This window comes from Variovorax sp. 10L421, assembly GCF_056395365.1.
Window position 1 is genome coordinate 21,362 of record NZ_JBFTJJ010000031.1, and the last position, 24,311, is coordinate 45,672.

Genomic DNA, 24,311 nt, shown 5'->3' on the forward strand with positions numbered 1-24,311 from the left:
CGGCTGCTGTTACGCCCGCAGGTCAGTGCGGGTCAGGCGCGCCGGCGTAGCCGATGCCGCAGCCGGGCGATGTCGGCACGCGCACCATGCCGTCTTGCACGGGCAACGGTTCGAACGGATCGCCTAGCAGGTGCTGGTGCTCGGCCAGTTCACAGGCGTACGGCAGCGCGCGCAGGGTGCTGGCCGCATGGGCCGCGAAGGCCTGCATCAGCGCAGGCCCGAACGCCGCACCGACGCGGCAGACCACGCCGCCGGCCTGGCACAGCGCGGCGGCCTGCGTGAAGCGCAGCAGCCCGCCGAGCTTGGTCACCTTTAAGTTGACGACGTCGACCACGCGGTCCGTCACCAGTCGGTACACGTCTTGTACCGACTGCGCGCTTTCGTCCGCTTCGATGGCTGCTGGTAGCGACTGCGTCAGCATCTTCAGCCCGCTCCAGTCGTCGGCCGGCACGGGCTGCTCGATCAGCGCGATGTCGTAGCGCTCCATGCGCGCGAAGGCGGCCATCATCGTCTTGGCGCTGTAGGCCTGGTTGGGGTCGAGTGTCAGCACGACTTCGGCGCCCACCGCATCGCGCACGGATGCGATTCGCTGGACGTCGGTCTGAGTGTCGCCCGACAGCTTGAGCTTGAGCTGCCGGTAACCCTGCGCCGTCAGTTCGGCGGCGTGCGTACCCATCTGCGCCGGCGCCTTGACGGGCACGATGCGCGACTGGCGAATGACGTCGTGGTGACGTCCGCCCAGCAGCACGTGGACGGGCACACCGAGGCGGTGCGCCATCAGGTCGTGCAGCGCCATGTCGATAGCCGCTTTGGCAGAGACGTTGAAGGCCAGTTGCCGGTCACAGCTCTCGACGATGGCGGCGATCTCGTCCAGGCCGCGACCGATCAGCGTGGGCGCCAGCATGCGCAGCGCGGCCAGCACGCCTTCACCAGCGCCGGAGATGCTGGGGATGGCGTGCGCATAGCCATGGCCCGTGTGGCCGGCGTCGTCGGCCAGCGTCAGCACGTGGGCCTGCAGGTCGGGCACGGCGGCGCGCGAGAACTTCCAGTTCGCATCGCGGAGTCGCTGGGTGCATGGGCGCAGGGAGTAATCGGTGATCTTCATGATGTGGTCGGGTTCGGGTGGCCAGGGGCTCGCCCGTTGGTGCCCGCCAAAGTTTAGTCATGCGGCGGCATCAGCGCACCCCTGCGGCCATGCCGCAGGACACATAGCTGCCTTGCCCTCGAACCGTCTGGGCACGTCGGCCTGCCGTCCATAGACTGGCAAAAAATTCCCGAGGCAGATCGATGACGACAACCAGATGGAGACGACTTCTGATCACCGGCGCTGCGGGCCGGCTGGGTAGCCAGTTACGCAGCGACCTGCGCGACTTGGCCGAGCACGTGCGTGCCGCCGACCTGCGCGCGCTCCTACCGGCCGCCGAGGGCGAAGAAGTGGTGCAGGCCGACCTGTCTGACATGGCCGCTGTGCAGGCCCTGCTCGAGGGTGTCGATGCAGTGGTCCACCTGGGCGCTGTCATGCCGCAGGCGCCGTGGGAGGCGGTGCTGCAGGCCAACATCATCGGTAGCTTCAACGTGTTCGAGGCGGCCCGGCAGGCCGGCGCCAAGCGCATCGTGTTCGCCAGCTCGCACCATGCGATCGGCATGTACGACCGCTCGCAGCCGCTTGATTCCGATGCACCGCCGCGCCCGGGCAACCTCTACGGCCTCAGCAAGGCGTTCGGCGAGAGCCTGGCGCGCATGTACCACGACAAGCATGACATCGAAGTGGCGTGTCTGCGCATCGGCTCATGCTTCGAAAAGCCGACCGACGAGCGCATGTTGTCCACCTGGCTCAGCCATGCGGATATGGTGCAGCTGTGCCGGCGCTGCCTGGTCGCGCCTGCCATTGGCTACAGCGTGGTGTATGGCGTATCGGCGAACAGCCGCAGCTGGTGGAGCAACGACAAGGTGGACTTCCTGGGCTTTGCGCCGCAGGACAGTGCCGATGCGTACGCGCAGGACATCGCGCACGCCGGTGCACCCGCCTCGGCGCCTTTGAGTACGCGCGCGGCGCACCTGCAAGGCGGGCGCTTCACCGACCTCATTCCCTAGGAGACAAGCGACATGAAGATGATCAAGACCTTCGGCCTGTTGGCCATGACCTGCCTGGCGGCATCGGCCGCGGCGCAGACCTGGCCCACCAAGCCCATCCGCCTCATCATTCCCTACGCGGCCGGCGGGCCGACCGACGGCATGGGCCGTAACCTGGCTGCTCGGCTGTCGCTGCGGCTGGGCCAGCCGGTGGTGGTGGACAACCGGCCCGGCGCAGGTGGTGTGATCGGCGTTGACGCTGTTGTGAAGGCCGCCCCGGACGGCTACACGCTGGGCATGATCGCGCCTGGGCCAGTGGCCGGAATGCCGGCGCTGACCAAGGTGCCCTACACCCATGCGGACATCGACTACATCACGCTGGTGGCCCGTAGCACGGCCGTCATCGTGGGCCCTGCCAATTCCCACTCCAGTCTCAAGGAGCTGATCGAGGCTGCGCGACGCGCGCCCGGCAAGCTGAACTACGGCTCCGCCGGCAACGGCACGTCACCGCACATCGGCGGGGAGATGTTCAAGCAGGAAGCGGGCATCGACGTGACCCATGTGCCCTATCGCGGCAGCGGACCGGCCGTCACGGCGGTGCTGGCTGGCGAGATCCAGTTCACGCTCATCGACGTGGTGGGTGCACTGCCGCTGGCGCAATCGGGCCGGCTGCGCATGCTGGCCACCGCCAGTAGCCAGCGCCTGACGCAGACGCCCGAGGTGCCCAGCACCGCCGAGTTGGGTCTGCCCAAAGTGCTGATGGACACCAACTACGGAATCATCGCTCCCAAGGGATTGCCCGCCGCCGTGCACCAGAAGATCCGCGAGGCCACGGTCGCGGTGGTGAACTCGCCGGAGATACAGGCTTCTTTCAAACAGCAGGGCGTGTTGCCGGTCACCACCACCTCCGATGAGTACCGCGCGCTGATGCTCGCCGAGCAGGCGCGCTGGACCGAGGTCATCGTCAAGGGCAACCTCAAGCTCGAATAGGTCTTGCGCCGCGCAGTCTCCACGTCATCCCGCTTTTCTGAACCCGTCCATGAACACATTGAGCGTCGAGCTGCTGATCAACAACCGGGAGACTCCCGGTGCGTCCTATGTCGAAGTCCGGGACCCAGGCCGCACCGAGGACCGGGTCGGCCGCGTGGCGCAGGCCAGCGTGGTGCAGGTGGACGAAGCGGTGCATGCGGCCCATGTGGCGCTGCCCGGATGGGCCGGCACGCCGGTTGCCGAGCGCGTCGCGCTGCTGCGCGCCGCCGCGGCCGTGCTGGACGAAGAAGCGCCGAAGATCGCCGAGTTGATGGCGCTGGAGTCGGGCATGCTTATGGCCACCTGCCAGACCGAGGTCGGTACGGCGGCCCACGTGGTGCGTGACAACGCGGACATGGCGGTCGATTTCCTGCAGCCGCGCCAGTTCGCGGATGCGCACGGCTGGGTCAGTGTCGAGAAGCGCTCCTTCGGTGTGGTGGCGGGCATCGTCTCTTGGAACGCGCCGGTCATCCTGACCATGCGCAAGCTGGCGCCTGCGCTGGCCTGCGGCAACACCCTGGTCATCAAGCCCGCGCCCACCGCTGCCCTGGGGCTGGCTGTGTTGCTCGCGAAGATGGCCGCGCTGTTCCCGCCAGGTGTCATCAACGTACTGCACGGCGGCGCCGACGCCGGCGCTGCGTTGACCACGCACCCGCTGGTGCGCAAGGTGTCCTTCACCGGCGGCGGCAAGGTGGCCGGCATCATCATGCGCGACGCTGCGGCGTCGATGAAGGACGTGCAGTTCGAACTGGGCGGCAACGACCCGGCCATCGTGCTCGATGACGTGGACATCGAGCACGCAGTGACCCGCATCGCCGCCGGCGCTTTCCGTCGGGCCGGACAGTTCTGTTTCGCGGTCAAGCGCGTGTACGTGCCCGAATCCATCTACGACCGCTTCTTCGACCGGCTGTCCGCCGAGGTCAACAAATTCAGGATCGGGCACCCGCTGGACCCACGCAGCACCATGGGGCCGATGAACAACCGCGCGCAGTGGACCTTCGTGAAGGGCCTCGTGGCGCGGGCCCGCGCAGAGGGCGCGGACATCGTCGAACTCGGCGAGTTGCTCGACCCGCAGGCCTCGCACGAAGGCTATTACCTGCGCCCGGCGCTCGTGCGCCGCGCGGCGCCGCAGTCGGAAATCGTGGCCGTGGAGCAGTTCGGCCCGGTGCTGCCGGTCATTGCCTACCAGGACGAAGCGCAGGCCGTGCAGATGGCCAACGACAGCGAGCTGGGCCTGGGTTCCAGCGTCTGGTCGGCCAGTCGCACGCGGGCGCTTGGGATCGCGCGCCAGCTGGAAGCGGGCATGACTTTCATCAACCAGGCGGGCGCGTCGCGCGTCGGCCAGCGGCACGCGCCTTTCGGTGGCATCAAGCAAAGCGGCATCGGGCGCGAAAGCTCGGAAGTCGGCATGGCCGAGTACGTCGAATACCACAGCATCCACAGTGATGCGCCTTGAGACCGGGCGAAATTGGATTCGTTGGAGAAGAAGGAAATACAACCATGAAGAGACAAACCCGCCCGTTGCTCGTCGTCCTGGCCAGCGCCGCGCTCAGCGTCGCAAGTCTGCAAGCGCAGGCCTCGACGACATCGCCTGCCCCGGTTGATCTCGCGAGCATCGAGAAGCGCAGCGCCGGCCTGCAGCCTCGGCTCGTCGAATGGCGCCGCGATTTTCATCGGCATCCCGAACTGTCGGGCCAGGAGGAGCGAACTGCGCGGAAAGTCGCCGAGCATCTGCGCTCGCTCGGACTGGAAGTGACCACGGGCGTGGGTGGGCATGGCGTGGTCGGCCTTCTCAAGGGTGCGTTGCCAGGCAAGGTCGTGGCGCTGCGCGCCGACATGGACGCGCTGCCGGTGGTTGAGGAAACCGGCCTGTCGTTCGCCTCGCGGTTGGTGGCGAACTACATGGGCAAGCCGACGCCGGTGATGCATGCCTGCGGCCACGACGGCCACACAGCCATCCTGATGGGCGTGGCCGAATTGCTGACTCAGATGAAGCCCCAACTCAAGGGCACCGTGAAGTTCATCTTCCAGCCGGCAGAGGAAGGCGTTCCCGACAGCGACGCGGCGAAGGCGGGCGCGAGCTGGGGCGCCAAAGCCATGATCGAGCAGGGCGTGCTTCAGAACCCGCGCGTCGACGCGATCTTCGGCCTGCATATCAACCCTGGCCTGCCGAGTGGAAGCATCGGCTACCGAAGCGGCCCGCTGATGGCCGGCGCCGACGAGATCCACATCCACGTCGAGGGAAAGCAGGCCCACGGTGCCTCGCCGTGGAATGGCGTGGACCCGATCGTGGTGTCGTCGCAGATCGTTCTGGGCCTGCAGACCATCGTTAGCAGGCAGCTCAACATCAGCCAGGAGCCTGCGGTGATCAGCATCGGCGCAATCACGGGCGGCAACCGCTCGAACATCGTTCCGGAATCCGTCAAGCTGCTCGGGACCCTGCGAACCTTCGATGAGCCGATGAGGAACGATGCCAAGCAACGCATTGCCCGAACCGCCAATCTGATCGCTGAGTCTGCGGGCGCCAAGGCCAGGGTCGACTTTGGCCCGCTCAACTATTCCGTGACGACCAACGATGCGGCCCTGACAGAGGCGTCCCTGCCGGTTCTCAACCGGATGACGGGCAACAAAGTTTCGGTCGTGGCCAAGCGGAGCGCATCGGAAGATTTCTCCGAGTACCAGCGGCTGGTGCCGGGCATGTTCTTTCTTCTCGGCGCCACGCCGCAAGGCAAGTCGCCGGAAACGGTGTCACCCAATCATTCGCCGAAGTTCGATTTCAACGAGGACGCGATGGCGGTTGGGGTGCGGTCCTTGTCCGCCTTGGCCATCGACTATTTGAACCGGCACTGAGCCTGTAGCCCCTGGGTAGCGTGACTGGGAATGGCTGTCGCCGGCTGGGCGCGCAGCGCATGCCCGTGTTCGACGCCTTGAGGCATTTGCCGGTCTGGCTGAAGCGGCATAGCAGGTCTGATTCACGCGGCACTAGCACCAGCGCGTCGGGATTCTTAGTCTCGATGTTTCTGAAGAGACGCGTGGCCAGGGGCCCGAAATCAAGAAAAGCGCCATGACGCAGGAGCGGCATTCAACCTTCCCGAGCCCCAGGCGCGCGTCGAATCAGAAAAACCCATTTCACGGAGACAAAGATGACCATTCGACCTTCGATCGCCACCGTCCGCACCGGGCTGGGCATGCTTCTGAGTTGCGTGCTGATGGCCGGTTGCGCCACAGCGCCGCCGTCCGCGGCCGAGCTGCCGCACGTGGAGGGCACGCCCTCACCCACGCTACTGGCCCTGCGACGCGCCAAGTCGGAGCCAACGTTGAACTACCTGACCTACCAGCACATGGATCAGCTGTTCGGTGTCTCGCGACTGACGGCGTCGCCCCGGCCGTCACCGATCGCCGGCCGCGCACCATGGTCCAGTGCCGACTTCCGCTTGACCACGGGCGGTACCACCGAGAACTTCGACGCCTTCCTGGAGCGGCACCGCATGAACGCGATCGTGGTGATGCAGGACGGCAAGATCGTGAAGGAAACTTACCGCAACGGCAGCGGGCCGGCCACGCCCTTCATCGGCTACTCGATGTCCAAGTCGGTGATTGCGATGCTGATCGGCATCGCAATCCAGGAAGGGCGCATCAAGAGCGTCAACGACCTCATCGTCCAGTACCTGCCGGAACTCAAGGGAACGGGCTACGACACGGTCACCGTGCGCAACCTGCTGATGATGCGAGCTGGCACCGACTGGAAGGAAATCTACACGCCCGGCAGCGAGCTTGACCGGCACCGTGATCAATCGCTCAACGAGGCCAAGGTCTACTACGAGGACTATGCCTTCAGGGCCAAGCCGCTGCTGCCGCCCGGCACGCGCTTCAACTACTCGACGCTCGACGCCAACCTGGTCGGCTGGTTGCTCGAACGCGCGGTCGGCATGCCGCTGACATCCTACATGGCCACGCGCCTGTGGCATCCGATGGGTGCCGAGGCTGGCGCCTATTGGGTGAACCAGGGGCCAGGCCAGGCGCAGCGCCCGTTCTACGGCGCCGGCATGGCGGCCAGCCTGCGCGACTGGGCGCGCATCGGGCAGGTCGCGCTGGACGACGGCCGGGCGCAGGGCGCGCAACTGATCCCTGCCGCATGGATGAAGGAATCGACCTCGCGACTGAACGAGCAGCCCGGCTACGGCTACTTCTGGTGGACCATGGGCGACAAGGGCTATGGCGCCATCGGTGTCAACGGTCAGGCCATCTACGTGCAGCCCGCGACACGTACGGTGATCGCGGTGGCCGGCTACTGGGTCGGCGCCGTCGACGACAAGCTCGGCGCCGAGCGCACCGCTTTCTTCGAAGCCATTGCGGCTTCGGTGTCCAAGGCAGGCCGCCAATGATCAGGCGACAAGGGATTCGGCACGACCGCCGAGCTTGGCTGGCGGCGCTGGGCACCATCGCGGTGCTGCCTGCCTGCGCGCTCCGACCCGGCGAGACGGCTGCGCGCCGGCGCGAGCTGGTGCGCGATGGCAACGTGCAGTTGGATGTGATCGTGGAAGGAGCCGGGCCGACGATTGTGCTGTTGCCTTCGCAGCAACGCGACTCGGAGGACTACGACGAACTGGCACGGTTGCTTGCCTCCAAGGGATTCAAGGTGCTGCGCCCGCAACCGCGCGGGATGGGCGCGAGCCGCGGTCCGCTGGAGGGGATCACGCTGGACACCTTCGCGGCCGACGTGGCGCTCGTCGTGCGACGCCTGGGCGGCGGGCGCGCGGTGATTGCGGGGCATGCCTATGGCCATTTCGTGGCGCGTGTGACTGACCTTCGCTATCCGGAGCTGGTTCGCGGCGTGGTAGTGCTTGCGTCCGCCGCGCGAACCATTCCTCCGGGCGTGCAGGCGTCCTTGATTGTTGCGGGCAATCCCAGGCAACCCCGCGAGGCGCGGCTGGCCGCGCTGCGTCATGCCTTTTTCGCACCTGGAAGCGACCCCACGCCGTGGCTGGAGGGCTGGTATCCCGAACTCCTTGCCACATACCGCGACGCGATGACGAGTCCACCCAAGGATCAGTGGTGGCCGGTCAGTCATTCCCCCATCCTGGACCTGCTGGGCGGCAGCGATCCGTGGCGGCCGCCGTCCAGCCGAGACGAGCTGAAGGCTGCTCTGGGCAGCAAGGTGACAGTGGAGGTCATCGCCGGGGCCAGCCATGCGATGGTGCCGGAGCAGCCGCAAGCGGTGGCGGTGGCCATCGCACGATGGGCGGGCGGGCTTGCGCCTTGAACGCGTGCGCAGGCGTCGCACCCGGATAATCCGGCTGCAGGAGACATGCATGCAGACAGCAAAAGCCACAGACATACGACTCGCCCTGGCCAGCGACCTGACGATCTGGCGCTCGTTCCTGGCGATCGCCGAGCTGGGCAGCCTGACCCGTGCGGCGCTTTACCTGGACAGCAACCAGTCGCTGCTGAGCCGACAGATCAACGCCCTGGAACGCCAGTGCGGCTGCCGCCTGTTCACGCGCACCGGCCGCGGCGTGGAGCTGTCGGAAACCGGCACCCGCATCCTGGAACAAGTGCGTGAGCTGCTGCAGGGCGCGCAGCAGCTCGAGACCGACATTCGCAGCAACCTGCAGCAACCAGCCGGCCGTGTCACCTTGGGGCTGCTGCCTTCCATCTCGTCGGCGCTGGTCGGGCGGCTGTTCTCGCACATGCGTGAGCACCACCCGGCGGTGCGGCTGAAGATCCTGGAGGGCTCCAGCGGCCAGGTCGAGGAATGGCTGACCGATGCGCGCGTGGATCTGGCCATCCTGTACCGCTACGCCACACTGCCCGAGCACGAGCAGAAGCTGGCGACGGTGGACAGCTACCTGGTCGGCCCGGCTGGCGATGCGCTCACGGGCGGCGGTGACATTCCGGTGTCGGCCTTGGCCGGGCTGCCCTACATCCTGCCCAGCGCGCCCAACGGCCTGCGTAATGCGCTCGATGCCGTGGCACGCCAGGACAAGCTGGCCGTCGTGCCTGTGATCGAGGCCGATTCGCTGCCGCTGTTCAAGTCCCTGGCTGAGCAGGAGCATTTGTACTCGGTGCTGCCGCTGCATGCGGTGTGGAACGAGATCGAGGAGGGCCGGCTGCAGGCCGCCAAGATTGCCGATGCGCGCCTGCAACGCAGCATCACCATGGCGATGTCCAAGAGCAAGGGGCCAGCACGCGCGGTGCAGGTGGTGGCCGCGGCGATCTGCACCATCGTCGACGAGTTGGGGCGCCGCGGCATGTGGCATTCCACCGCGCAGGACGCCGCCATGGCCTGATGCCGCCCAGCGTGCGGCGCTTCCATGTCCCGGCATGCAAGCCAGCTTTGCGCGGCGCTCGCTAGCGGCTTATCGGGGCGCGGCCTAGAGTAGTGCAGCCCGCAACCGGCGAGCCTGAACGAGCGCCTGTTCGACAGCGCCGACCAGACGGAGGGCATGAACGTCTTCCTGGAAAAACGCCAGCCGGCCTACCGCGGCGCCTGAGCCGACCCATCTCACTGAGAAAGACCCATGCCACGCATTTCCCTGCCCACCCCCGAGACCATGACGCCCGAGCAACTGGCAGTCCACCAGAAGGTGGTCTCCGGCCCGCGCGGGGAGATCAAGGGGCCGCTGCGCGCCGCGCTGCACAACGCCGAGCTGGCCGACCGCTGGCAAGCGTTGGGCGCCCTGCTGCGCTACGGCACCTCGATGACACCGCGCCAGTCGGAACTGGCCATCCTGGTGACCGGCCGGCACTGCCGTTCGCCTTTTGAATGGTTCGCCCACCGGCCCGAAGGCGCCAAGGCCGGGCTGTCGGAAGACACGCTGGACGACCTGCTGGCGCAACGCCCGCCGCGCGGGTTGGACGCCTCCGACCAGGCCATCTATCGCTATGCGTTGGAGCTCAATCGCTCGTACTCGGTCAGCGACGCCACCCATGCCGCCGCGGTGCAGGCGCTGGGCGAAAAAGGCGTGGTGGAACTCACGGCCCTGGTGGGCTACTACACCATGGTCGCTATGACGCTCAACGCGCACGAGATCCCGTTCCCGCCCGGCGCGGAACCGGCGTTCAAGCTACCGCAGCAGGAGGAATTGAAGTGATGGGTGAAGCCATCGACACCGGCGGCGGCTGGGACTGCCACGCCCACGTCTTCGGCCCTTACGACCGCTACCCGCTGGCGGTCGAACGCGCCTACACCCCGTCCGAAGCGCCCCTGCCCGCGTACGGCGCGCACCTTGCCACGCTGGGCCTGACCCACGGCTTGTTGGTGCATCCCAGCGCCTATGGTGTGGACCACCGGCTGGTGCTGGACACCCTGGCCGCGCAACCGAATTTGCGTGGCGTGCTGGTCACCCGATCTCACACCCTGCCTTCGCTCTCCGGACTGCATGAACGTGGCGTGCGCGCCTTGCGCTTCAGCGCGCGCGGTGGCGCGGCCAGCAACTTCGGCGGCAGTGTCGTCTTCGAGGAATTGCAGGCCATGGCCGGCGAAATGGCCGACGCCGGCCTGCACGCCGAACTGTGGACCGACCGCCATGTGCTGCCGGGCATCGCCGCCCAGATCCGCGCGCTGCCAGTGCCGGTGGTCATCGACCACATGGCCGGCTTCGATGCCGGCGCCGGCCTGGACGAGCCGGGCTTTCGCTGCCTGCTCGATCTGCTGGCCGAAGGCCGGGTGTGGGTGAAGCTGTGCGCCTACCGCAACCTGCTGGCTATACCCGACCGCGCGCGTTGGGCGGAGGTACTGTCGCCTTTCCAGCAAGCTCTGCAGCAGGCCAACCCGCGCCAGCTGGTGTGGGGCAGCGACTGGCCTTACCTCAACGTGAAGGAGCCACCGAGCGGCAGCGACTTGCTGCAGCTGCTGCACGAGTCGGTGAGCGATGTGGCCATCGGCCGGGCTATCCTGCAGGACAACCCGGCGCGGCTCTACGCCTGATGGGGCTGTCGGACCGACACCCGAGGGGGAAGACTCAGCCCTCTACCACCTCGGTCGCCACGAAGGATGGCCGCTTCGAAAGTTCGGCGAACCAGTGACCCAACTGGGGCGCGCGGCTGCGCCATTCCAGGCTTGCGAACCGGTAGTCGATGTAGCCCAGCGCGCAACCGATAGCGATGTGGCCAATGGACAGCGGGGCCTGGGCAAGCATCTCAACTTCCTGCTCCAGCAGCATCAGGCTGGCCTCGGTCTTGAGCGCGAAGGCGTCCTGCAGTGCGCTCAATGGCACCTCGCGCTCACGCTCGTTGCGCCAAAGGATCAGCACATCCAGCAGGCCGTTGCCCAGCGCATGCCAGCGCAGCGCCCGCCAGCGTGCGTCGCCTTCGCGCGGAAAAAGGCTACCGCCGGCCAAGTGGTCGAGGTACTCGCAGATGACGACCGAGTCGAACAACGTGCGGCCGTCATCCAGCATCAGCGTCGGAATCTTGGACAAAGGGTTGTCCGCCATGAGTTGAGGATTGGGTTTGAGCATGGCCGCCACCGAGCGAACCAGCGTGAGCTGGCCGGCGATGCCCAACTCATGGGCGCAGACCATGACCTTGCGGACGAACGGCGACTTTGGGGACCAGTGGAGTTTCATGGTGTGTGTATTTTCTGAGCGCATTCGACTTGTCGGACCTGTTCAATCTATTCGACCTGCACGTTGGCGGCTTTCACCACGGCCGCCCACTTGCGCCGATCCTGCTCGATGAGCTTGGCGAACTCTTCTGGAGTGCTATGCAACGGCTGAATGCCCAGCGGCTTGAGCGAGGCCTCCATGGTCGGTTCGCGCATCACCTTGACCAGATGTCTGTTGAGGTAGCGCACGATCTCGGGCGGGGTGCCGGCCGGCGCCAGCACGCCCAGCCACAGCGACACGTCGTAGTCGGCGAAGCCCGGAGTCTCGGCCATGGCGGGCACCTCGGGCATCGCACTCAGGCGGTTGCGCGAGGTGACGGCCAGGGGCCGCAGTTTGCCAGCCTGGATGTGATCGACGAAGTTGGACGCGGTGTCAAAGGTCATCTGGATGCGGCCGGACAGCAGGTCCGGCAGCCCGGCGGCCGTGCCTTTGTAGGGAACATGCAGCAGGTCGACCTTGGCGATCGACATGAACAGTTCGCCCGACAGGTGGCTGCTGGTGCCGTTGCCCGCGGAACTGAAGCTCAGCATGCCCGGCTTGCTGCGCGCCAGCGCCACGAGTTCGGCGATCGACTTCATCCCCATTTGCGGATGGACCACCAGCAGGTTGGAGGTGACGTGGGTCAGTGCGACCGGGCTGAAGCTGCTGGCTGGCTCGTACTTCAGGTTACGGTAGAGGCTGGGGTTGATGGTGAGCACGCCCATCGTCGAGTACAGAAGGGTGTAGCCGTCTTTGGGGGCGGCGGCGGCGGCCTCGGCGCCGATGCTGCCACCTGCACCCGCGCGGTTGTCGATCATCACAGGCTGGCCGATGGCCTCGGACAGCTTCTGTGCCATGCCGCGAGCCATGAGGTCGGTGGCACCGCCAGCCAGGAAGGGCACGATCAGGCGCACCGGCTTGTCCGGGTAACCGCCTGGGCCGTCACCGGCATGGGCGCTGGTCAGAGTCAGTGAAGCCAGCATCAGGCTGGACAGGAAGGTCTTGCGTTGCATGCCAGTTCTTTTTTTCTGCGGCGGCAACTTCAGATCACGCCCGCACTGCGCAAGGCCGCAATGCGTTCGTCGTCGTAGCCCAGTTCGCGCAGCACCTCGTGCGAGTGCTCGCCCAGCAGCGGCGGCGGGCGGCGGTATTGGATGGGGGCATCGGCAAAGCGCATCGGGCTGGCCACCTGCGGCACGTCCACGCCGGCCGGGTGCGGCAGTTTCATGAGCATGCCGCGAGCCTGCACCTGCGGCTCGTCGAAGACCTCGGACACGCTGTTGATGGCGCCGCTGGGCACGCCGGCCGCGTCCAGTGCGGCGATGACGTCGGCGCGCCGGCGCGCACAGAAAGCCTCGCGCAACAGGGCCGACAGTTCGCTAATGTTACGCACGCGCTGGGCGTTGGTGCGAAAGCGCTCGTCCTGCACCCATTCGCCGTGGCCCAGCACGTCGGCCAGCTTGGCGAACTGGCCGTCGTTGCCCACCACCAGGATCATGTCGCCGTCGGCGCAGGCGAACACGTCCTGTGGCTGGATGTTGGGATGAGCGTTGCCATTGCGCTGAGGCGTCTTGCCCGAGACCAGGAAATTCATCGCCTGGTTGGCCAACGTGGACACCTGCACGTCGAGCATGCCGATGTCGATGGTGTCGCCAGTGCCGGTCTGGTCGCGCCGTGCCACCGCCGCCAACACCGACACCGCGGTGTACATGCCGGTCATGAGGTCCACGATGGGCACACCCACCTTCTGCGGGCCGCCGCCAGGGCGGCCGTCCCGCTCGCCGGTGACGCTCATCAGGCCACCCATGGCCTGGATCAGGAAGTCGTAAGCGGGTTGGTCACGGCGCGGGCCGGTCTGGCCGAAGCCGGTGACCGAGCAATAGATCAGACGCGGGTTGATCTTGCGCAGGCTGGCCTGGTCCAAGCCATAGCGCTCCAGTGTGCCGGCCTTGTAGTTCTCCAGCACGATGTCTGCCTGCGCTGCCATGTCGCGCACGATCTGCTGGCCTTCGGGTGTGTCGATGCTGACGGTGATGGAGCGCTTGCCGCGGTTGACCGCCAGGTAGTAGCCGGCCTCGCAGGTGTCCTGGCCACTGGCGTCCTTCAGGAACGGCGGCCCCCAGGAACGGGTGTCGTCGCCGGTGCCGGGGCGCTCGACCTTGATGACCTCGGCGCCCAGGTCGGCCAGGATCTGCCCGGCCCAGGGCGCCGCGAGGATGCGGCTGAGGTCCAGCACCCGCAGGTGCGACAACGGACCGCTGCGGTTGGATGTGGAAGTGGCTGTGCTTTCCGCGGCGGAAGCTGCGCTCATGCTGTCTCCAGGCTGCTCGTATCGGGTGGACGCCCACACCGCGCTGCTGTGAGTCGTGGTGCGGGCCTGCGGCAGACTGTAGGCACTCGAAGTGGGCCGACCTAGGTGCTCCGGCGGCAATGCAGACATGTTGCCCGGAGCACAACGCAGCACCCACATAGCAGCTTTGCTTTCTGACGCCTACCGGGCGAGGGCGGCCAGCGCTAGAGTCATCTGGCCGTATCGACACCGGCACAACGCCCTTGGCGCCGCAAGAGGTTGGCGACCGGTAATTTTTGCGGCCTCTTTTCTCTCCATATCCATCCGATGCCCACCATGCAAGAATCATTCGCCTCTCTCGCAGAACTCCAGGTACACATCGTGGACCGGCACATTGCCGTACTGACCCTGAATAGCCCACCGGTCAACGCACTCACCCGACGCCTCAACGATGAACTGATTTGGGCGCTGGACCGTATCTCCGAACTCGACGAGCTAAGGGTGGTGGTGTTGACCGGCGCGGGCAAGATTTTCTGCGCTGGTGCCGACCTGAAGGGCCGCGCTGAGGTTATCAAGGAGCCAGGCGATCTGCGTGCGCATTCGCGCCGCACCCGCGAGTGTTTCCACGCCATCCGCGAATGCGCGAAGCCGGTGGTGGCCGCCATCAACGGTGCCGCGCTGGGTTCGGGGCTGGCCATGGTGGCGTCCAGCGACGTGCTGATCGCCTCCGAACGCGCGAGCCTAGGTCTGCCCGAGGTGGACGTGGGCCTGCTTGGCGGCTGCAGCCACGCGATGCGCCTGTTCGGCCATTCCCGCGTGCGGCGCATGATGTTGACCGGCTGGCGCGTTCCGGCCGACGAGTTGTACCGCACTGGCGTGGTTGAGGCTTGCACGCCCCATGACGAGTTGATGCCAGCTGCGCTGGAAATGGCGCGCACCATCGCCGCCAAGAGTCCGGTGTCCACCCGCATGGGCAAGCACACGCTCAACACGCTGGAAGACATGGGCGCGTCCCTGCGCGACGGTTACCGCTACGAACAGGACATGACCGCGCAGATCGGCCAAACTGCCGACGCCAAGGAAGCGCAAGCCGCCTTTCGCGAAAAGCGGGCCCCTGTTTTCATCGGCCGCTGATCCTCTTTGCATACACCGGCGTTTCGGAACGAGCCGCCGGCTGCCATGCCCGCTTTTCATGAAGTGCTTCCACTCGGCTGGCCACGAGAAAAATATGGTGGTCTTTCTTCCGCTAGTTCGGTGGACGAGGGCTGCAACCTGGTCGCATTCCCTGGCTCGCCATGCCGACCGCTCATTGGCGAGAACAGCTCTGAGTAGCTCAGTTCCTCATAACCACCATTGTCGATAGCTGAGAAAGGTCAGACCACGCTCGTTGGATGGACGCAAGGTATCAGCCCAAAGCGGGTGGATGTCTTGCCATCTGACTGATTCAGACTGAAAGCGGGCCTGACGTCACCGTGTAAGTCTCGCTCCGTTGACTGGCGAAAAAATTGTACGGCTTTAGCCAGGAAAGGGAGTCAAAGGGCAGCTCTGAGCGCTTCGTAGTGCAACGGGTCTTGCACTTCGATAAGCGAGATTAGATCCTCCACCGCGGCCTCGATGTCGCAGATCAAGTCGGTGTTCGAGGCGATGCGCTCGATGTTGTTGGCGTGGGAGAAGTAGTGCAGAACTTTCAGAATGCGCTTGGATTTTGCCGCTCCAAAAAGCTTCTCTGCGCGTTGATCCACTGTCCCATTGATCGAATCAGGATATTTTGCGTAGGTGTAGAGTTCCACGAAGCGGCGCACCGCGTTGGGGATGTGCATGAGCGCCTTGTAATCGGACTTGTCCGCGGCGTTCCGGAACTCATCTAGCACCGAGAAGAGGAAGTGATACTCCGAGGAATACTTGGCCATCGACGCTGGCATGTTTCCGAAGGTCGACGCAGTTGGCGAGACTCGCTTGATCAAGTAGTTCGAGGTCTTTTTCGCATTCACTGGCAGCTCGCGAAGAAGCCCAAAGAATTCGAAGTTGTGCGTGGAGAAGAAGACCTGATTGCACTTCGTCTTCCACTCTCCCCCCGGACCTCCTGCCTGCTCAAAGAAGATCTCGCGAATGATTGCGGCGACCTGGAAGATGTGATTGCTGTCAAGGCTGGAGATGGGATCGTCGATGTAGACGATCGCCTTGTCGAAGTCCTTGAGTTCTTTGAGCTTCGTGAGGAAGAATGAGAAGGCGATGGCCGTCTTCTCGCCTTCGCTTAGGTGCTTCGCGATGCTGCCATCACGTCGCACCAGTTGGAATCGCTCCTCGCCCGCGATCTTCAGCACCTTGATCTGCACGCTGTCCGAGCCAAGGAGGTTCTCGATGCGCTGGTTGATTTCCTCGCGGCCTTTTTGCGATTGGCTGATCGTGGCTTCCAGGTCGAGCCTTTGCTTTTCGACCGAGTCGCCATACGCTTTCAGCTTCTGCACGCGCGCGCCATATCGCTTTTGTTTCTCCGCGCGCCCGTCCAGATCCTCAAGCTCATAAAAGGCCTGAGCGTGGTGGAGCTTGGCACGCTTGATCGCCTCGCGCTTCTCCTGCTTGAAGTGCTGAGCCACTTGGTTGTGCTCGCCGATCACCTCGTCCAACACTGCCCCCGCTTTAATCCAGGAACCCACTGCAGTCTCGTCGAGGGGCGCAAGCTCTCGGGCGGCGAAGGGCGCCGCGATCTTCTCTTGCACCTCCTCTTCCAACTTGGCTAAAAGCTTGTCGTGCGCTTCGCCTGCCGCCTGCGCAGCGTCGGCGGCTGCAGTGTAGCGATCTCGGAACTGCGCATTTACCGTCAGCGCGCTCGCTGGAGCGAATGCCAGCCGCGCTTGGGAAACGCGCCTGAGGAGCGTTTCGAGCTTGTCCTTGAAGTCCGCCTGATCCTTTGAAAAATGCTCGCGAAGCTCCTGCAACCGCTCTACGCTCAGAGAATTTCCGCAGAATTCGCAATTCTCCTTGTGCTCGTGCAATGGAAGCCCGATCTCGATCCAGCGCGCGACCACGGTGTTTTGCGTGAGGTATCTGATCGCGTGCGCCATCTCTGGATTCTGCGCAAGTAGCTTCTGGGCGTCGTTCCAGACGCCGGGCAGCAAGCTCTCGGCGCCCAGCTTGTCAATCGGCGGCAACGCGTCTTGTTCCGACGTGCGAGCAAGCTTCGTGTCCGCTTCGAGCTGCTCGTCGGTCAGCTTGCAATCCACGCCGATCGCGACGGTGGTCAGATCCTTCTCGAGCTGGGTTGCTGTGTAGAGCTCGGTGAGCTGTAGGGCGTCTTTGGTGGTAGCAGCCGCTTTCTTCTTAAACTCGCCCAAGGCCTTCTCGGCCGCGGCCGCTTTGTTCTCCTGCTTTGCGGAGGCTTGGATGATTCGCTTCCGCAAGTCGGTCAATTCGGCGATCTTTTTTTGGGCCTCCTCGGACTCGGTCCCCAGAAGCAGGATGGGGCGCGCCATAGAGCCACCGAAGTTCAGGTTCTCATGGACGAAATCCGAATTGAAGACACGCACGATGTGTCCGCAGGTCTTTGCATTGCCCTCACTGACTTGCCCGGTGTCCGTGTCTAAGACGAAGTTGTAGCCGCCAAGATCTGGCGAGTAGTCGCCACGCTCCAAGTGGGAGAACACACGCGAGAGAGTCGTCTTCCCCGAGTAGTTCCATCCGTAGACAATGTTCTTGACGTTGAATTCGGCCGTCCCCGCGGGCAGAGCGTAGTCGCCAAACACCCCCAGTCCCTTGATCCTCTTAATGCTCTTGAGCACTCTATGGCCTCGTTCCAATGAGCGTTGGAGTGTGTACCTCCGCTTCTGTTGCAGAGCGGGGGTTTACGAGTGATCTCCCATGAACATGGGATGAGCACGAGGCATCGAGCATCAAGCGGGCGCCAGAATCCGACGGTGACTAGGTAGTGCGCAGTTGAATCGAAATCCTATTCGTGGCGCCATCCGCGAGCTGGCAGAACGGCAAATGAATGACTGCTTCCGCCCCGCTGAGTGGACATCCGCAATAGCTTGGTGTACGACGGCACAGGGCCCTGAGCAGACTTTTGGATACGGCATCTCACGGCCCGAAAGCTGCCGTCCGCATCAAGATCGCGTCTTCGCGTGGCGAAGCGTCAGTTCACTCTCGTTACAGCCTCTGCATCGAGGTTGATCAACCACTCGGACGTCTCATCGCTGTTCGAGTCGACAGTGATCCGCAGGGTATGGTCAGAAGCCAGATGGACTGCACTCACTGAAGATGCGACCTTGGCGGGCACCCCGTCCGAAGGTGGGCGGCCCCGGTGGAAGAACGTCACAAGTCGACCATCGGAACAGAGGCACTGGACGCCTTCTCCAACGCTCACAAACCATCGCTCGTCGGGCGTTATAAGTCCCGCGACCGGATCGCCATAGTGATCTCCAGAATCTCGCTTCTTACCATCGCGCTTATCGATGACGAACACTGACTCGTAGCTGTGCGCGAGTACGAAATTCTGAGACTCGGCTAGAGTCCGAAGCGTCGAGTCAGCCATTAGTTCTTCAACCTGGAAGGGATGGGTGGGCAACGATGCTATCGATCGGCAATCCGAAAGCGGTCGTCGGTGAGCGGCGGCTCCTGGCCGAACTCAGAAGTCTAGTCTCCGCCACCGATAGTCCGCTTGCGCCGCAAAGCGTACAGGCGCGGTTGCACCTACGCGCAAGAAGGCGAGATGGGAACGAGTTCCTCATAAGCCACATTGTCGATAGCTGAGGACAGTCAGCCTATGCCCGTTGACTGGCTGAAGGATGTCGGCCTCAAGTGGGCGAATATCTTGCTGTCCAACATGGCCGCTTCAGACTCGGTGCAGTTGTCAGCACGATTGGCCCTTACCGCGATGAGTGGCCACCAGGCGCATGAGACGTCCGACGATCGCTTCACTTTCACCATCGGTTAAGGACCGCGCCCATGATGCAGCCCTTTCTAGTGGGTGAAGAGGAAATACTCCACTTGGTCCATCTCGCATTGGGCACGGTCCGCTACCTGTCTGGCTAGCCGGAGGTAGGCAAGATAGGCGCGCGGCGTGCGCGCCACGCCGACGTCGACCATGTCGAAGACCAATGGATTGGTGACCTGCAGCTTGAGAAGACCGGCGGCGACCCGGTTGTCGAAGATGAGCGGATAGCGATGCCCGCCGTCGGCCTTCCCGAGGAAATAGAGGTGCTTCGTCAGGAAGCTGGTCCCGCAGCGGGGGATGTCCTTGAACCGCTTGTACGCGGCTTCGATGCCCAGGTCGCTTGCGACATCCATGCCCCTAAGGGTCTCCTTCAGCATCACCGCATCCTTGAACATCGTAGCGACCTTCCATGGACCGCGGTTGTCCCGTCGCCCTTCGGCCGCCGCCTCGTGGCCCCACACCATGGCTGCGACGAACTTCTGCTCACTGGCGACATCCGCTCTGGCGTAGTATTTGGTCAGGTCCGACCGCGTCCAGCTGTCGCCAAGGCCGTCCTTGATGGCGTCGATCATCTCCAGCAAGTGCGATGCGCCTTTGAAGGTCTGTACCCAGGGCGCGTAGTGAATGACCGTGCGGTGTTCATCAACGTTGAGCGTCCGGATGAGGTTGTCGTGCTCGGCGGCGATCATGGGCTGACGGTCTCCTTATATCTTTCACGTTCAAGCTTCAGTTATCAACGAATCAGCCCCAATGGCCGTGGACCTTTCTCAGCGTAGTAGTCCAACACCCGACAGGTCCTGCAGCAACCCACGCGCTTGGTCGTACCCAGGAAGATCGGCGCGCAAGCTCCGTACCAACTCGTCAACATGCTCAGCTACCTGGGCACGGATAGTGTTCTCGGACGGGCTGCCGACTGGCCGAAGGCGCATGAACGGAATGCCGGCTGCCGCGAACAGCCGGTCCTTCTTTCCATCATTGCGCTGCTGGCGCTCCGTGTCGTGCCAGACCGAATCGACTTCGATGGCCAACATGGGCAGGTATGTAGTCGAAGACACGACGACGATGTCTACACTCGCTCGCAGGTAGTAGCCAAAGTCGTCCTCGTTTACCAGCTCCTTCATGCGCTCGTAGCTCATAACGCTCTGTAGTGAGCAGTTCGGAAACACGAGATGATTTGGGCACAGCTGCACTAGTACTTGGTAGATGGTGAACTCGCGCTGGCTATTGAACACCTGCTTGACCGCACTGGTGCCCTGAGAGCGAACAATCCTGCCGAGCACCGCATGCTGGGACTCGCGTTCAAGCAGTGGCGCGATGTGCGGATTGATGCGGAAGGTCTTTTCCGTGACCAAGAGCATCCCGAGTTCGACCAGCTTGTCGTAGTGCCGTCCAGCCCACGTTAGGTCCATGCCGGCGTACTCGGCCACCTCGGCCAGTCCGTTGTAGCTTTTGATGCTGGCGAACACGCTGAGCAGCTTTCGTGCAGGTGCGGTCAGCGATGGCCAGCGGCTCACGGCCGTCCGCTCGAACTGGTTGCGCTTGTTCAAGCTTGCAAGTCGCGCCTTCGCATCCGTCAGGAGCTGCTGAACCACGTCGGTGCGGCTTGAGGTCTTCACCTTTTCTTGGAGCTTGTCGACGAACTGCTGCACTTGATCCAGGTCATCGGACCGCGCCCAAAGCAACTTAGCGTTCTTCACACCGGCGTCGGGGACGTTCTCTGCAGTGTCGAAGTCAATGAGATAGTAGTGCAGTGCATCACCGGGGTCGCCCGCGACCTGTTCGAGGTAAGCCAGGCGAAATGCATGCCCCTTCTCAAGAAGGTCATCGCTGAACTTACGTGCGAGGAGCAGTAACTGGGCTCGTACTTTGTCACCAAGCTTGGACAATGCGTTGAAGATGTCTTCCGCGACCTCGCGCCACATGTGCCGGGTTTTCTCATCCATTTGACTGCGTACCGTTGCAAGCTGCTCCAGCGCGTCGAGTAGCGGTCCGGCTTCGGGCTCGTTGAGGTCCTCGTCGTCGAGGTCCCCTGGGTAGTAGCTCTGCGGCGGTGGCACCCCGGCACTTGTCGTGCGGCGCATGGCGTCGAGCAGCAATCGCATCCGACCCGCCACTCCTTGAATGACGTTTGCTGCTGCAAACTGAAATGGGATGCTCTGTTCGCACAACCAGGCGAGGCCCGGCATGTCCTGGTCGCCGTGGTCCTCGTCCTCCAACGGGGAATACTGACTACTGGCTGTGAAAATTCGATAGAGGCTTTCGAGCTCGGCTCGCCGTGAGAAGTCCTCAGGCGAATACTCGTACAGCCGCAGCAGAAGGTCGCCGACTGACGCCATGTGCAGACCCGCTTGTCCAACGTAAATTTCGCGCACTCCTTCGCCCAGAGCCATCGTCAACTGCTCGCCAAACCAATGCGCGTCGGCACTTGCGAATCGCATCAAGGCACGCACGGCGAGCGACAAATGCTTGTCCACGTCGGCGGGGACGGCTGACAGGGCACAAAGCACACGGCGCAGTCCTTCACAGGCATCGCAGGCGAGGGGTTCAGGGAAGCGCTGCAGCAGTTCGGCGAAACCAACTCCTGAAGTGTGTTCGAGCATCCACATGAATGCCCAGGCTCGGGGTGTCAACTGTAGTTGAACGTGTCCCGATGATTCATCCTTCGCCGAGGTGACGAGGGCGCTCTCGCTAGGGCTCGGAAGCCGGAGAAGCGCATCACCAACCCGTGCGTAGTCCCACGGGTCCGCCATCGTCAAGTCGAGGTCAAGTCGCAGCACATTGACGAGTGCATAACCATCTTCATCGAGTGCTTCGCCATGCTCTGCCGCAGCATAGGCTTCGCTGAGCACCAAGGTAAGGTCCGGAAGAGTCGCCAGGATCTGCTGGTCAGTGGCTGAAAGCTCCTCGCCCAGGCTCTCCTGGGCCCGAAGCAACCTCAGTGCGCGCCCGCGAAGTTTTCGTATCCAATCGACATTCGTCACCTCCATGCAGGCTCGTGACAGTCGACGTAGTGCTTGCGCGCAGCCGTCAATCGACCAGCCTTGGGTGTCGAGGTAGAGCTCAAACTCGGGCAGCGTGTGCAGCGCGTCAACGCGGGATGCCAACTGCTCGAGTGCGCGCTCAAGCTCCTCGCGTGCGTCCGTTGCCAGTTCGTAGTGGGATCGAACGCCGGGCGGATAAAGGCCGAAAATCTTGGCCCGTAGTTGCCATACCTCGGCCGATTTGCGGTCATCCTCGTGAATGGCTGTCAAAGGCAAACGACCTAGAGCAAGAATTTCAGCCCATGCCTTGTTGTCAACGTGCGCCCGCGCGGATGCCTGCATTTCGGTCAACCGCAGTGCCGGCCGTACATCCGGCTCGTTGGCGACGACATGGGCCGCGGCCGCGACTGCGGTCGTTGCCTGCTTCTCCTTTGACTTCTTGCTCATGCTCCCTCCTCGATGCTCTCAATGTCCAGATAGATGGCGTGCCCAAAGGCGAACGACCACATGCCGGGCAGCTTTTCGATGATGCCTTCGGTGGAAATGAGGTGCGGCATCACGCCGACGTACATCTCCAAGCCCAGCGCCTCGAGCTTCAGCCGCAACTCTTCGCCGTCACCGGCATAGCAGAGGTACGGCAGCGGGTCGTTGGGGTCGATGAGCTGCCCGAGTTGCTGCATTTTTTGGAGCCGGATGGAGGCGCTGAAGTCCTCGATGGCATCGCGAATGCCCTCGACCTGGTGGGGAGTCAAGTCACGTGGCGTTCGGTAGCGCACGAAGTCCACGCGCGGCATCAGCGAGCGAATGAGGGTGTCGTCGACGGCCTTGACCAGCTTCGTTCGAGGCGGCGAAGCAAAGAGCTTGTTGGGGTCCTTGAGCTTGAGGTGTTCGGCCAGCGCCATAACGAAGCCCACTTTCACCTCGGGGACCTTGTCTTGCTCCAGGCCGGTTTCGGCGCAGAACGAGTCCCAGTCATGGCCGGCGTCATTCAGTGCGTGGAAGACCCGATGGAGGTCGACGCGGTAGGTGTCGTCCGGGCCGCTCAGGTAATTCAGCTGCTTCGTGACGTGGTGGTACTTGACTCTTCCGCCAAGGATGCGTTTCGCCAGGCGATAGCGCCGCAGAAGTTTTTCGGACTCGGCCTCGGTGAGCATCGAGTGGGCTTGGCCAGGAACATAGTCCTCGGGGTGCAAGGTCGTCATCTGCCACACGTAGCGGCCCTTGCCCACGCGCCAGGCTCCATCCTCCAGCGAAATATCCAGCGCCTGACCCTTCGCCTCTTCTTTGACGGCCAGCTCGAACTGGGCCCAGCACGTCATCTCATCGCCGCGAGCGATTTCAAACCCATCGCCCGGCATCAACTCGTTGTCCTCCCTAAGGAGAACCAGTTCGGAATTGCAGGTGTCGTCCGGGGTGACCGGCTGGGGCACAGCCGGCAGCTTTGCCAGAATTTCAGGCCCGTATCGCCCGCAAATCTGGAGCGTGGCCACCCCGTCCAAGATCGCCTTCTCGGTTTCTTCCAGCCGCCGACGGACCATCTCAAAGGCAGCCGGTGCCTCGGTCAGCCAGCCAATGCTCTCACCGATAGGGTTGATGGCGAGCGCGGGCACCATCTCAGTCTCGCCCACCTGGCTGTCCTTCTTCGGCTGCGGCACACAGAACAAGATGAAGTCGCGTCCGAAACGGACTTCGAACACCTTGGTAGGCTTGACCTGATACCAAGCCTCAAGCCATTCGGCCAGCCTTGGCGCGAGTTCGTGCCAGCTCGAAAACTGCTCCTCCGGCGCCTGGACCGCCACGGTGAGCTTGAGCTTCCGCACCGCGGGCTCCCGACTGTGGACATGCCAGCTCGAGCGACCAAGGATGCGGGACGCGGCGTCCAGCGCAGCTGTGTGTTTGAGCGAGATGCCGGCATCACTCAAGGCCTTGCGCAGCCGCTTAGCCAGCACTTTGGGGTCCTCGTCGGGCTTGAGTTGCAGACCTTCGACCACCTTGAGCGCGACTTCAGAGGTGAAGCGCGGGACCTTGAGGTGGACGAAGGTCCAGAGGGCTACGGCGGCGGCCTGCGGGTTTTGGGGGGAAGTGGGTTGCGCCAACGGCGCAGCTGTGGCTGCCATGGATGAACTCCTAGAGAGCATCGAGGGACGGCACGCGTTGTCCGGCTCTCCACGTGGAGGTCATTGAGCCGGGGAATGAGGTCTCGCAAACATACTGGCTTTGCCGTGCCGGAGGTGGTCCGGTGCGTGCACTGACGGGCGCCAACTTGCCCGCGATTCGGCTTGAACCGCGCGAGAATCGTAAGCAAAAGCCGGTAACCCTGTCAACTCTACCTGCTGGGCAATAGAAGACGCGAAGGGACTGCTCGCTTTGGGTTGAGGCGCTCTTGTCGGAAGACGAGAGTAAGACGTAGGCCCGCC

19 protein-coding genes are annotated in these 24,311 nt (G+C 63.8%); 11 read left to right on the forward strand and 8 right to left on the reverse strand.

Going from position 1 to position 24,311, the window contains the following annotated elements:
• Window positions 1-22: 22 nt before the first annotated feature.
• Window positions 23-1,105, reverse strand: coding sequence for a mandelate racemase/muconate lactonizing enzyme family protein (locus AC1DFC_RS26635; protein WP_478180308.1), 1,083 nt, complete (start codon window positions 1,103-1,105; stop codon window positions 23-25).
• Between the two features lie 182 nt (window positions 1,106-1,287).
• On the opposite strand from AC1DFC_RS26635, the gene AC1DFC_RS26640 reads away from it, so the two are divergent.
• The 9 genes from AC1DFC_RS26640 (at window position 1,288) to AC1DFC_RS26680 (ending at window position 11,032) form a co-directional block, all read left to right on the forward strand.
• Window positions 1,288-2,094: an NAD-dependent epimerase/dehydratase family protein gene (locus AC1DFC_RS26640; RefSeq protein ID WP_478180309.1), complete on the forward strand. Its 807-nt coding sequence runs from the start codon at window positions 1,288-1,290 to the stop codon at window positions 2,092-2,094.
• 12 nt (window positions 2,095-2,106) lie between these two features.
• Window positions 2,107-3,063 (forward strand): Bug family tripartite tricarboxylate transporter substrate binding protein, encoded by a 957-nt coding sequence (locus AC1DFC_RS26645; protein WP_478180310.1) that lies wholly within the window; start codon window positions 2,107-2,109, stop codon window positions 3,061-3,063.
• A gap of 49 nt (window positions 3,064-3,112) precedes the next feature.
• Window positions 3,113-4,558 (forward strand): aldehyde dehydrogenase family protein, encoded by a 1,446-nt coding sequence (locus tag AC1DFC_RS26650; RefSeq protein ID WP_478180311.1) that lies wholly within the window; start codon window positions 3,113-3,115, stop codon window positions 4,556-4,558.
• Between the two features lie 44 nt (window positions 4,559-4,602).
• Window positions 4,603-5,952, forward strand: a complete 1,350-nt coding sequence (locus tag AC1DFC_RS26655; protein ID WP_478180312.1) for an amidohydrolase — start codon at window positions 4,603-4,605, stop codon at window positions 5,950-5,952.
• A 293-nt stretch (window positions 5,953-6,245) separates the two neighbouring features.
• Window positions 6,246-7,487 (forward strand): serine hydrolase domain-containing protein, encoded by a 1,242-nt coding sequence (locus tag AC1DFC_RS26660; protein ID WP_478180313.1) that lies wholly within the window; start codon window positions 6,246-6,248, stop codon window positions 7,485-7,487.
• The gene (locus AC1DFC_RS26665; RefSeq protein ID WP_478180314.1) at window positions 7,484-8,365 is read left to right on the forward strand and encodes an alpha/beta fold hydrolase; all 882 of its coding nucleotides are present in this window, start codon (window positions 7,484-7,486) and stop codon (window positions 8,363-8,365) included. Before AC1DFC_RS26660 ends, AC1DFC_RS26665 begins: the two co-directional genes overlap by 4 nt.
• A gap of 49 nt (window positions 8,366-8,414) precedes the next feature.
• Window positions 8,415-9,392 (forward strand): LysR family transcriptional regulator, encoded by a 978-nt coding sequence (locus AC1DFC_RS26670; protein WP_478180315.1) that lies wholly within the window; start codon window positions 8,415-8,417, stop codon window positions 9,390-9,392.
• A gap of 231 nt (window positions 9,393-9,623) precedes the next feature.
• On the forward strand, window positions 9,624-10,196 hold the full coding sequence (locus AC1DFC_RS26675; RefSeq protein WP_478180316.1) for a carboxymuconolactone decarboxylase family protein: 573 nt from the start codon (window positions 9,624-9,626) through the stop codon (window positions 10,194-10,196).
• Window positions 10,196-11,032 (forward strand): amidohydrolase family protein, encoded by an 837-nt coding sequence (locus AC1DFC_RS26680; RefSeq protein ID WP_478180317.1) that lies wholly within the window; start codon window positions 10,196-10,198, stop codon window positions 11,030-11,032. The genes AC1DFC_RS26675 and AC1DFC_RS26680 overlap by 1 nt, the downstream gene beginning before the upstream one ends.
• A gap of 34 nt (window positions 11,033-11,066) precedes the next feature.
• Here the strand turns inward: AC1DFC_RS26680 and AC1DFC_RS26685 are convergent, their stop codons facing one another.
• The 3 genes from AC1DFC_RS26685 to AC1DFC_RS26695 are packed head-to-tail and all read right to left on the reverse strand — an operon-like array spanning window position 11,067 to window position 14,001.
• Window positions 11,067-11,672 (reverse strand): glutathione S-transferase family protein, encoded by a 606-nt coding sequence (locus AC1DFC_RS26685; protein WP_478180318.1) that lies wholly within the window; start codon window positions 11,670-11,672, stop codon window positions 11,067-11,069.
• A gap of 47 nt (window positions 11,673-11,719) precedes the next feature.
• Window positions 11,720-12,703, reverse strand: coding sequence for a Bug family tripartite tricarboxylate transporter substrate binding protein (locus AC1DFC_RS26690; protein ID WP_478180319.1), 984 nt, complete (start codon window positions 12,701-12,703; stop codon window positions 11,720-11,722).
• Window positions 12,704-12,732: 29 nt separating this feature from the next.
• On the reverse strand, window positions 12,733-14,001 hold the full coding sequence (locus AC1DFC_RS26695) for a CaiB/BaiF CoA transferase family protein (RefSeq protein ID WP_478180320.1): 1,269 nt from the start codon (window positions 13,999-14,001) through the stop codon (window positions 12,733-12,735).
• 306 nt (window positions 14,002-14,307) lie between these two features.
• On the opposite strand from AC1DFC_RS26695, the gene AC1DFC_RS26700 reads away from it, so the two are divergent.
• Window positions 14,308-15,114, forward strand: coding sequence for an enoyl-CoA hydratase/isomerase family protein (locus AC1DFC_RS26700; protein ID WP_478180321.1), 807 nt, complete (start codon window positions 14,308-14,310; stop codon window positions 15,112-15,114).
• A 398-nt stretch (window positions 15,115-15,512) separates the two neighbouring features.
• Here AC1DFC_RS26700 and AC1DFC_RS26705 read toward each other — a convergent pair whose 3' ends face one another.
• Window positions 15,513-17,759 carry an AAA family ATPase gene (locus AC1DFC_RS26705; protein WP_478180322.1) on the reverse strand — a complete coding sequence of 749 codons (2,247 nt, stop codon included), beginning with the start codon at window positions 17,757-17,759 and terminating at the stop codon, window positions 15,513-15,515.
• Between the two features lie 983 nt (window positions 17,760-18,742).
• On the opposite strand from AC1DFC_RS26705, the gene AC1DFC_RS26710 reads away from it, so the two are divergent.
• Window positions 18,743-18,913 carry a hypothetical protein gene (locus AC1DFC_RS26710; RefSeq protein ID WP_179830573.1) on the forward strand — a complete coding sequence of 57 codons (171 nt, stop codon included), beginning with the start codon at window positions 18,743-18,745 and terminating at the stop codon, window positions 18,911-18,913.
• Window positions 18,914-18,939: 26 nt separating this feature from the next.
• On the opposite strand, the gene AC1DFC_RS26715 is transcribed toward AC1DFC_RS26710, so the two are convergent.
• The 3 genes from AC1DFC_RS26715 to AC1DFC_RS26725 all read right to left on the reverse strand — a co-directional run bounded on the left by AC1DFC_RS26715 (window position 18,940) and on the right by AC1DFC_RS26725 (window position 24,011).
• Entirely contained in the window at window positions 18,940-19,602 is a 663-nt protein-coding gene (locus tag AC1DFC_RS26715; RefSeq protein WP_097201188.1) for an 8-oxoguanine DNA glycosylase OGG fold protein, read from the reverse strand.
• Window positions 19,603-19,680: 78 nt separating this feature from the next.
• Complete coding sequence (locus AC1DFC_RS26720) at window positions 19,681-22,341, reverse strand: DUF2726 domain-containing protein (protein WP_478180323.1); 2,661 nt, start codon at window positions 22,339-22,341, stop codon at window positions 19,681-19,683.
• Entirely contained in the window at window positions 22,338-24,011 is a 1,674-nt protein-coding gene (locus tag AC1DFC_RS26725; RefSeq protein ID WP_478180324.1) for a hypothetical protein, read from the reverse strand. The genes AC1DFC_RS26720 and AC1DFC_RS26725 overlap by 4 nt, the downstream gene beginning before the upstream one ends.
• Window positions 24,012-24,311 lie beyond the last annotated feature (300 nt).

Excerpts from the sequence above, each read along its gene's own strand:
- AC1DFC_RS26665 (WP_478180314.1), top strand. The coding sequence starts at position 7,484 with ATGATCAGGCGACAAGGGATTCGGCACGACCGCCGAGCTTGGCTGGCG.
- AC1DFC_RS26720 (WP_478180323.1), bottom strand. The coding sequence starts at position 22,341 with ATGAGCAAGAAGTCAAAGGAGAAGCAGGCAACGACCGCAGTCGCGGCC.
- AC1DFC_RS26655 (WP_478180312.1), top strand. The coding sequence starts at position 4,603 with ATGAAGAGACAAACCCGCCCGTTGCTCGTCGTCCTGGCCAGCGCCGCG.
- AC1DFC_RS26685 (WP_478180318.1), bottom strand. The coding sequence starts at position 11,672 with ATGAAACTCCACTGGTCCCCAAAGTCGCCGTTCGTCCGCAAGGTCATG.
- AC1DFC_RS26710 (WP_179830573.1), top strand. The coding sequence starts at position 18,743 with ATGCCCGTTGACTGGCTGAAGGATGTCGGCCTCAAGTGGGCGAATATC.
- AC1DFC_RS26640 (WP_478180309.1), top strand. The coding sequence starts at position 1,288 with ATGACGACAACCAGATGGAGACGACTTCTGATCACCGGCGCTGCGGGC.
- AC1DFC_RS26650 (WP_478180311.1), top strand. The coding sequence starts at position 3,113 with ATGAACACATTGAGCGTCGAGCTGCTGATCAACAACCGGGAGACTCCC.
- AC1DFC_RS26660 (WP_478180313.1), top strand. The coding sequence starts at position 6,246 with ATGACCATTCGACCTTCGATCGCCACCGTCCGCACCGGGCTGGGCATG.
- AC1DFC_RS26635 (WP_478180308.1), bottom strand. The coding sequence starts at position 1,105 with ATGAAGATCACCGATTACTCCCTGCGCCCATGCACCCAGCGACTCCGC.
- AC1DFC_RS26670 (WP_478180315.1), top strand. The coding sequence starts at position 8,415 with ATGCAGACAGCAAAAGCCACAGACATACGACTCGCCCTGGCCAGCGAC.
- AC1DFC_RS26680 (WP_478180317.1), top strand. The coding sequence starts at position 10,196 with ATGGGTGAAGCCATCGACACCGGCGGCGGCTGGGACTGCCACGCCCAC.
- AC1DFC_RS26645 (WP_478180310.1), top strand. The coding sequence starts at position 2,107 with ATGAAGATGATCAAGACCTTCGGCCTGTTGGCCATGACCTGCCTGGCG.
- AC1DFC_RS26700 (WP_478180321.1), top strand. The coding sequence starts at position 14,308 with ATGCCCACCATGCAAGAATCATTCGCCTCTCTCGCAGAACTCCAGGTA.
- AC1DFC_RS26690 (WP_478180319.1), bottom strand. The coding sequence starts at position 12,703 with ATGCAACGCAAGACCTTCCTGTCCAGCCTGATGCTGGCTTCACTGACT.
- AC1DFC_RS26675 (WP_478180316.1), top strand. The coding sequence starts at position 9,624 with ATGCCACGCATTTCCCTGCCCACCCCCGAGACCATGACGCCCGAGCAA.
- AC1DFC_RS26725 (WP_478180324.1), bottom strand. The coding sequence starts at position 24,011 with ATGGCAGCCACAGCTGCGCCGTTGGCGCAACCCACTTCCCCCCAAAAC.
- AC1DFC_RS26695 (WP_478180320.1), bottom strand. The coding sequence starts at position 14,001 with ATGAGCGCAGCTTCCGCCGCGGAAAGCACAGCCACTTCCACATCCAAC.
- AC1DFC_RS26715 (WP_097201188.1), bottom strand. The coding sequence starts at position 19,602 with ATGATCGCCGCCGAGCACGACAACCTCATCCGGACGCTCAACGTTGAT.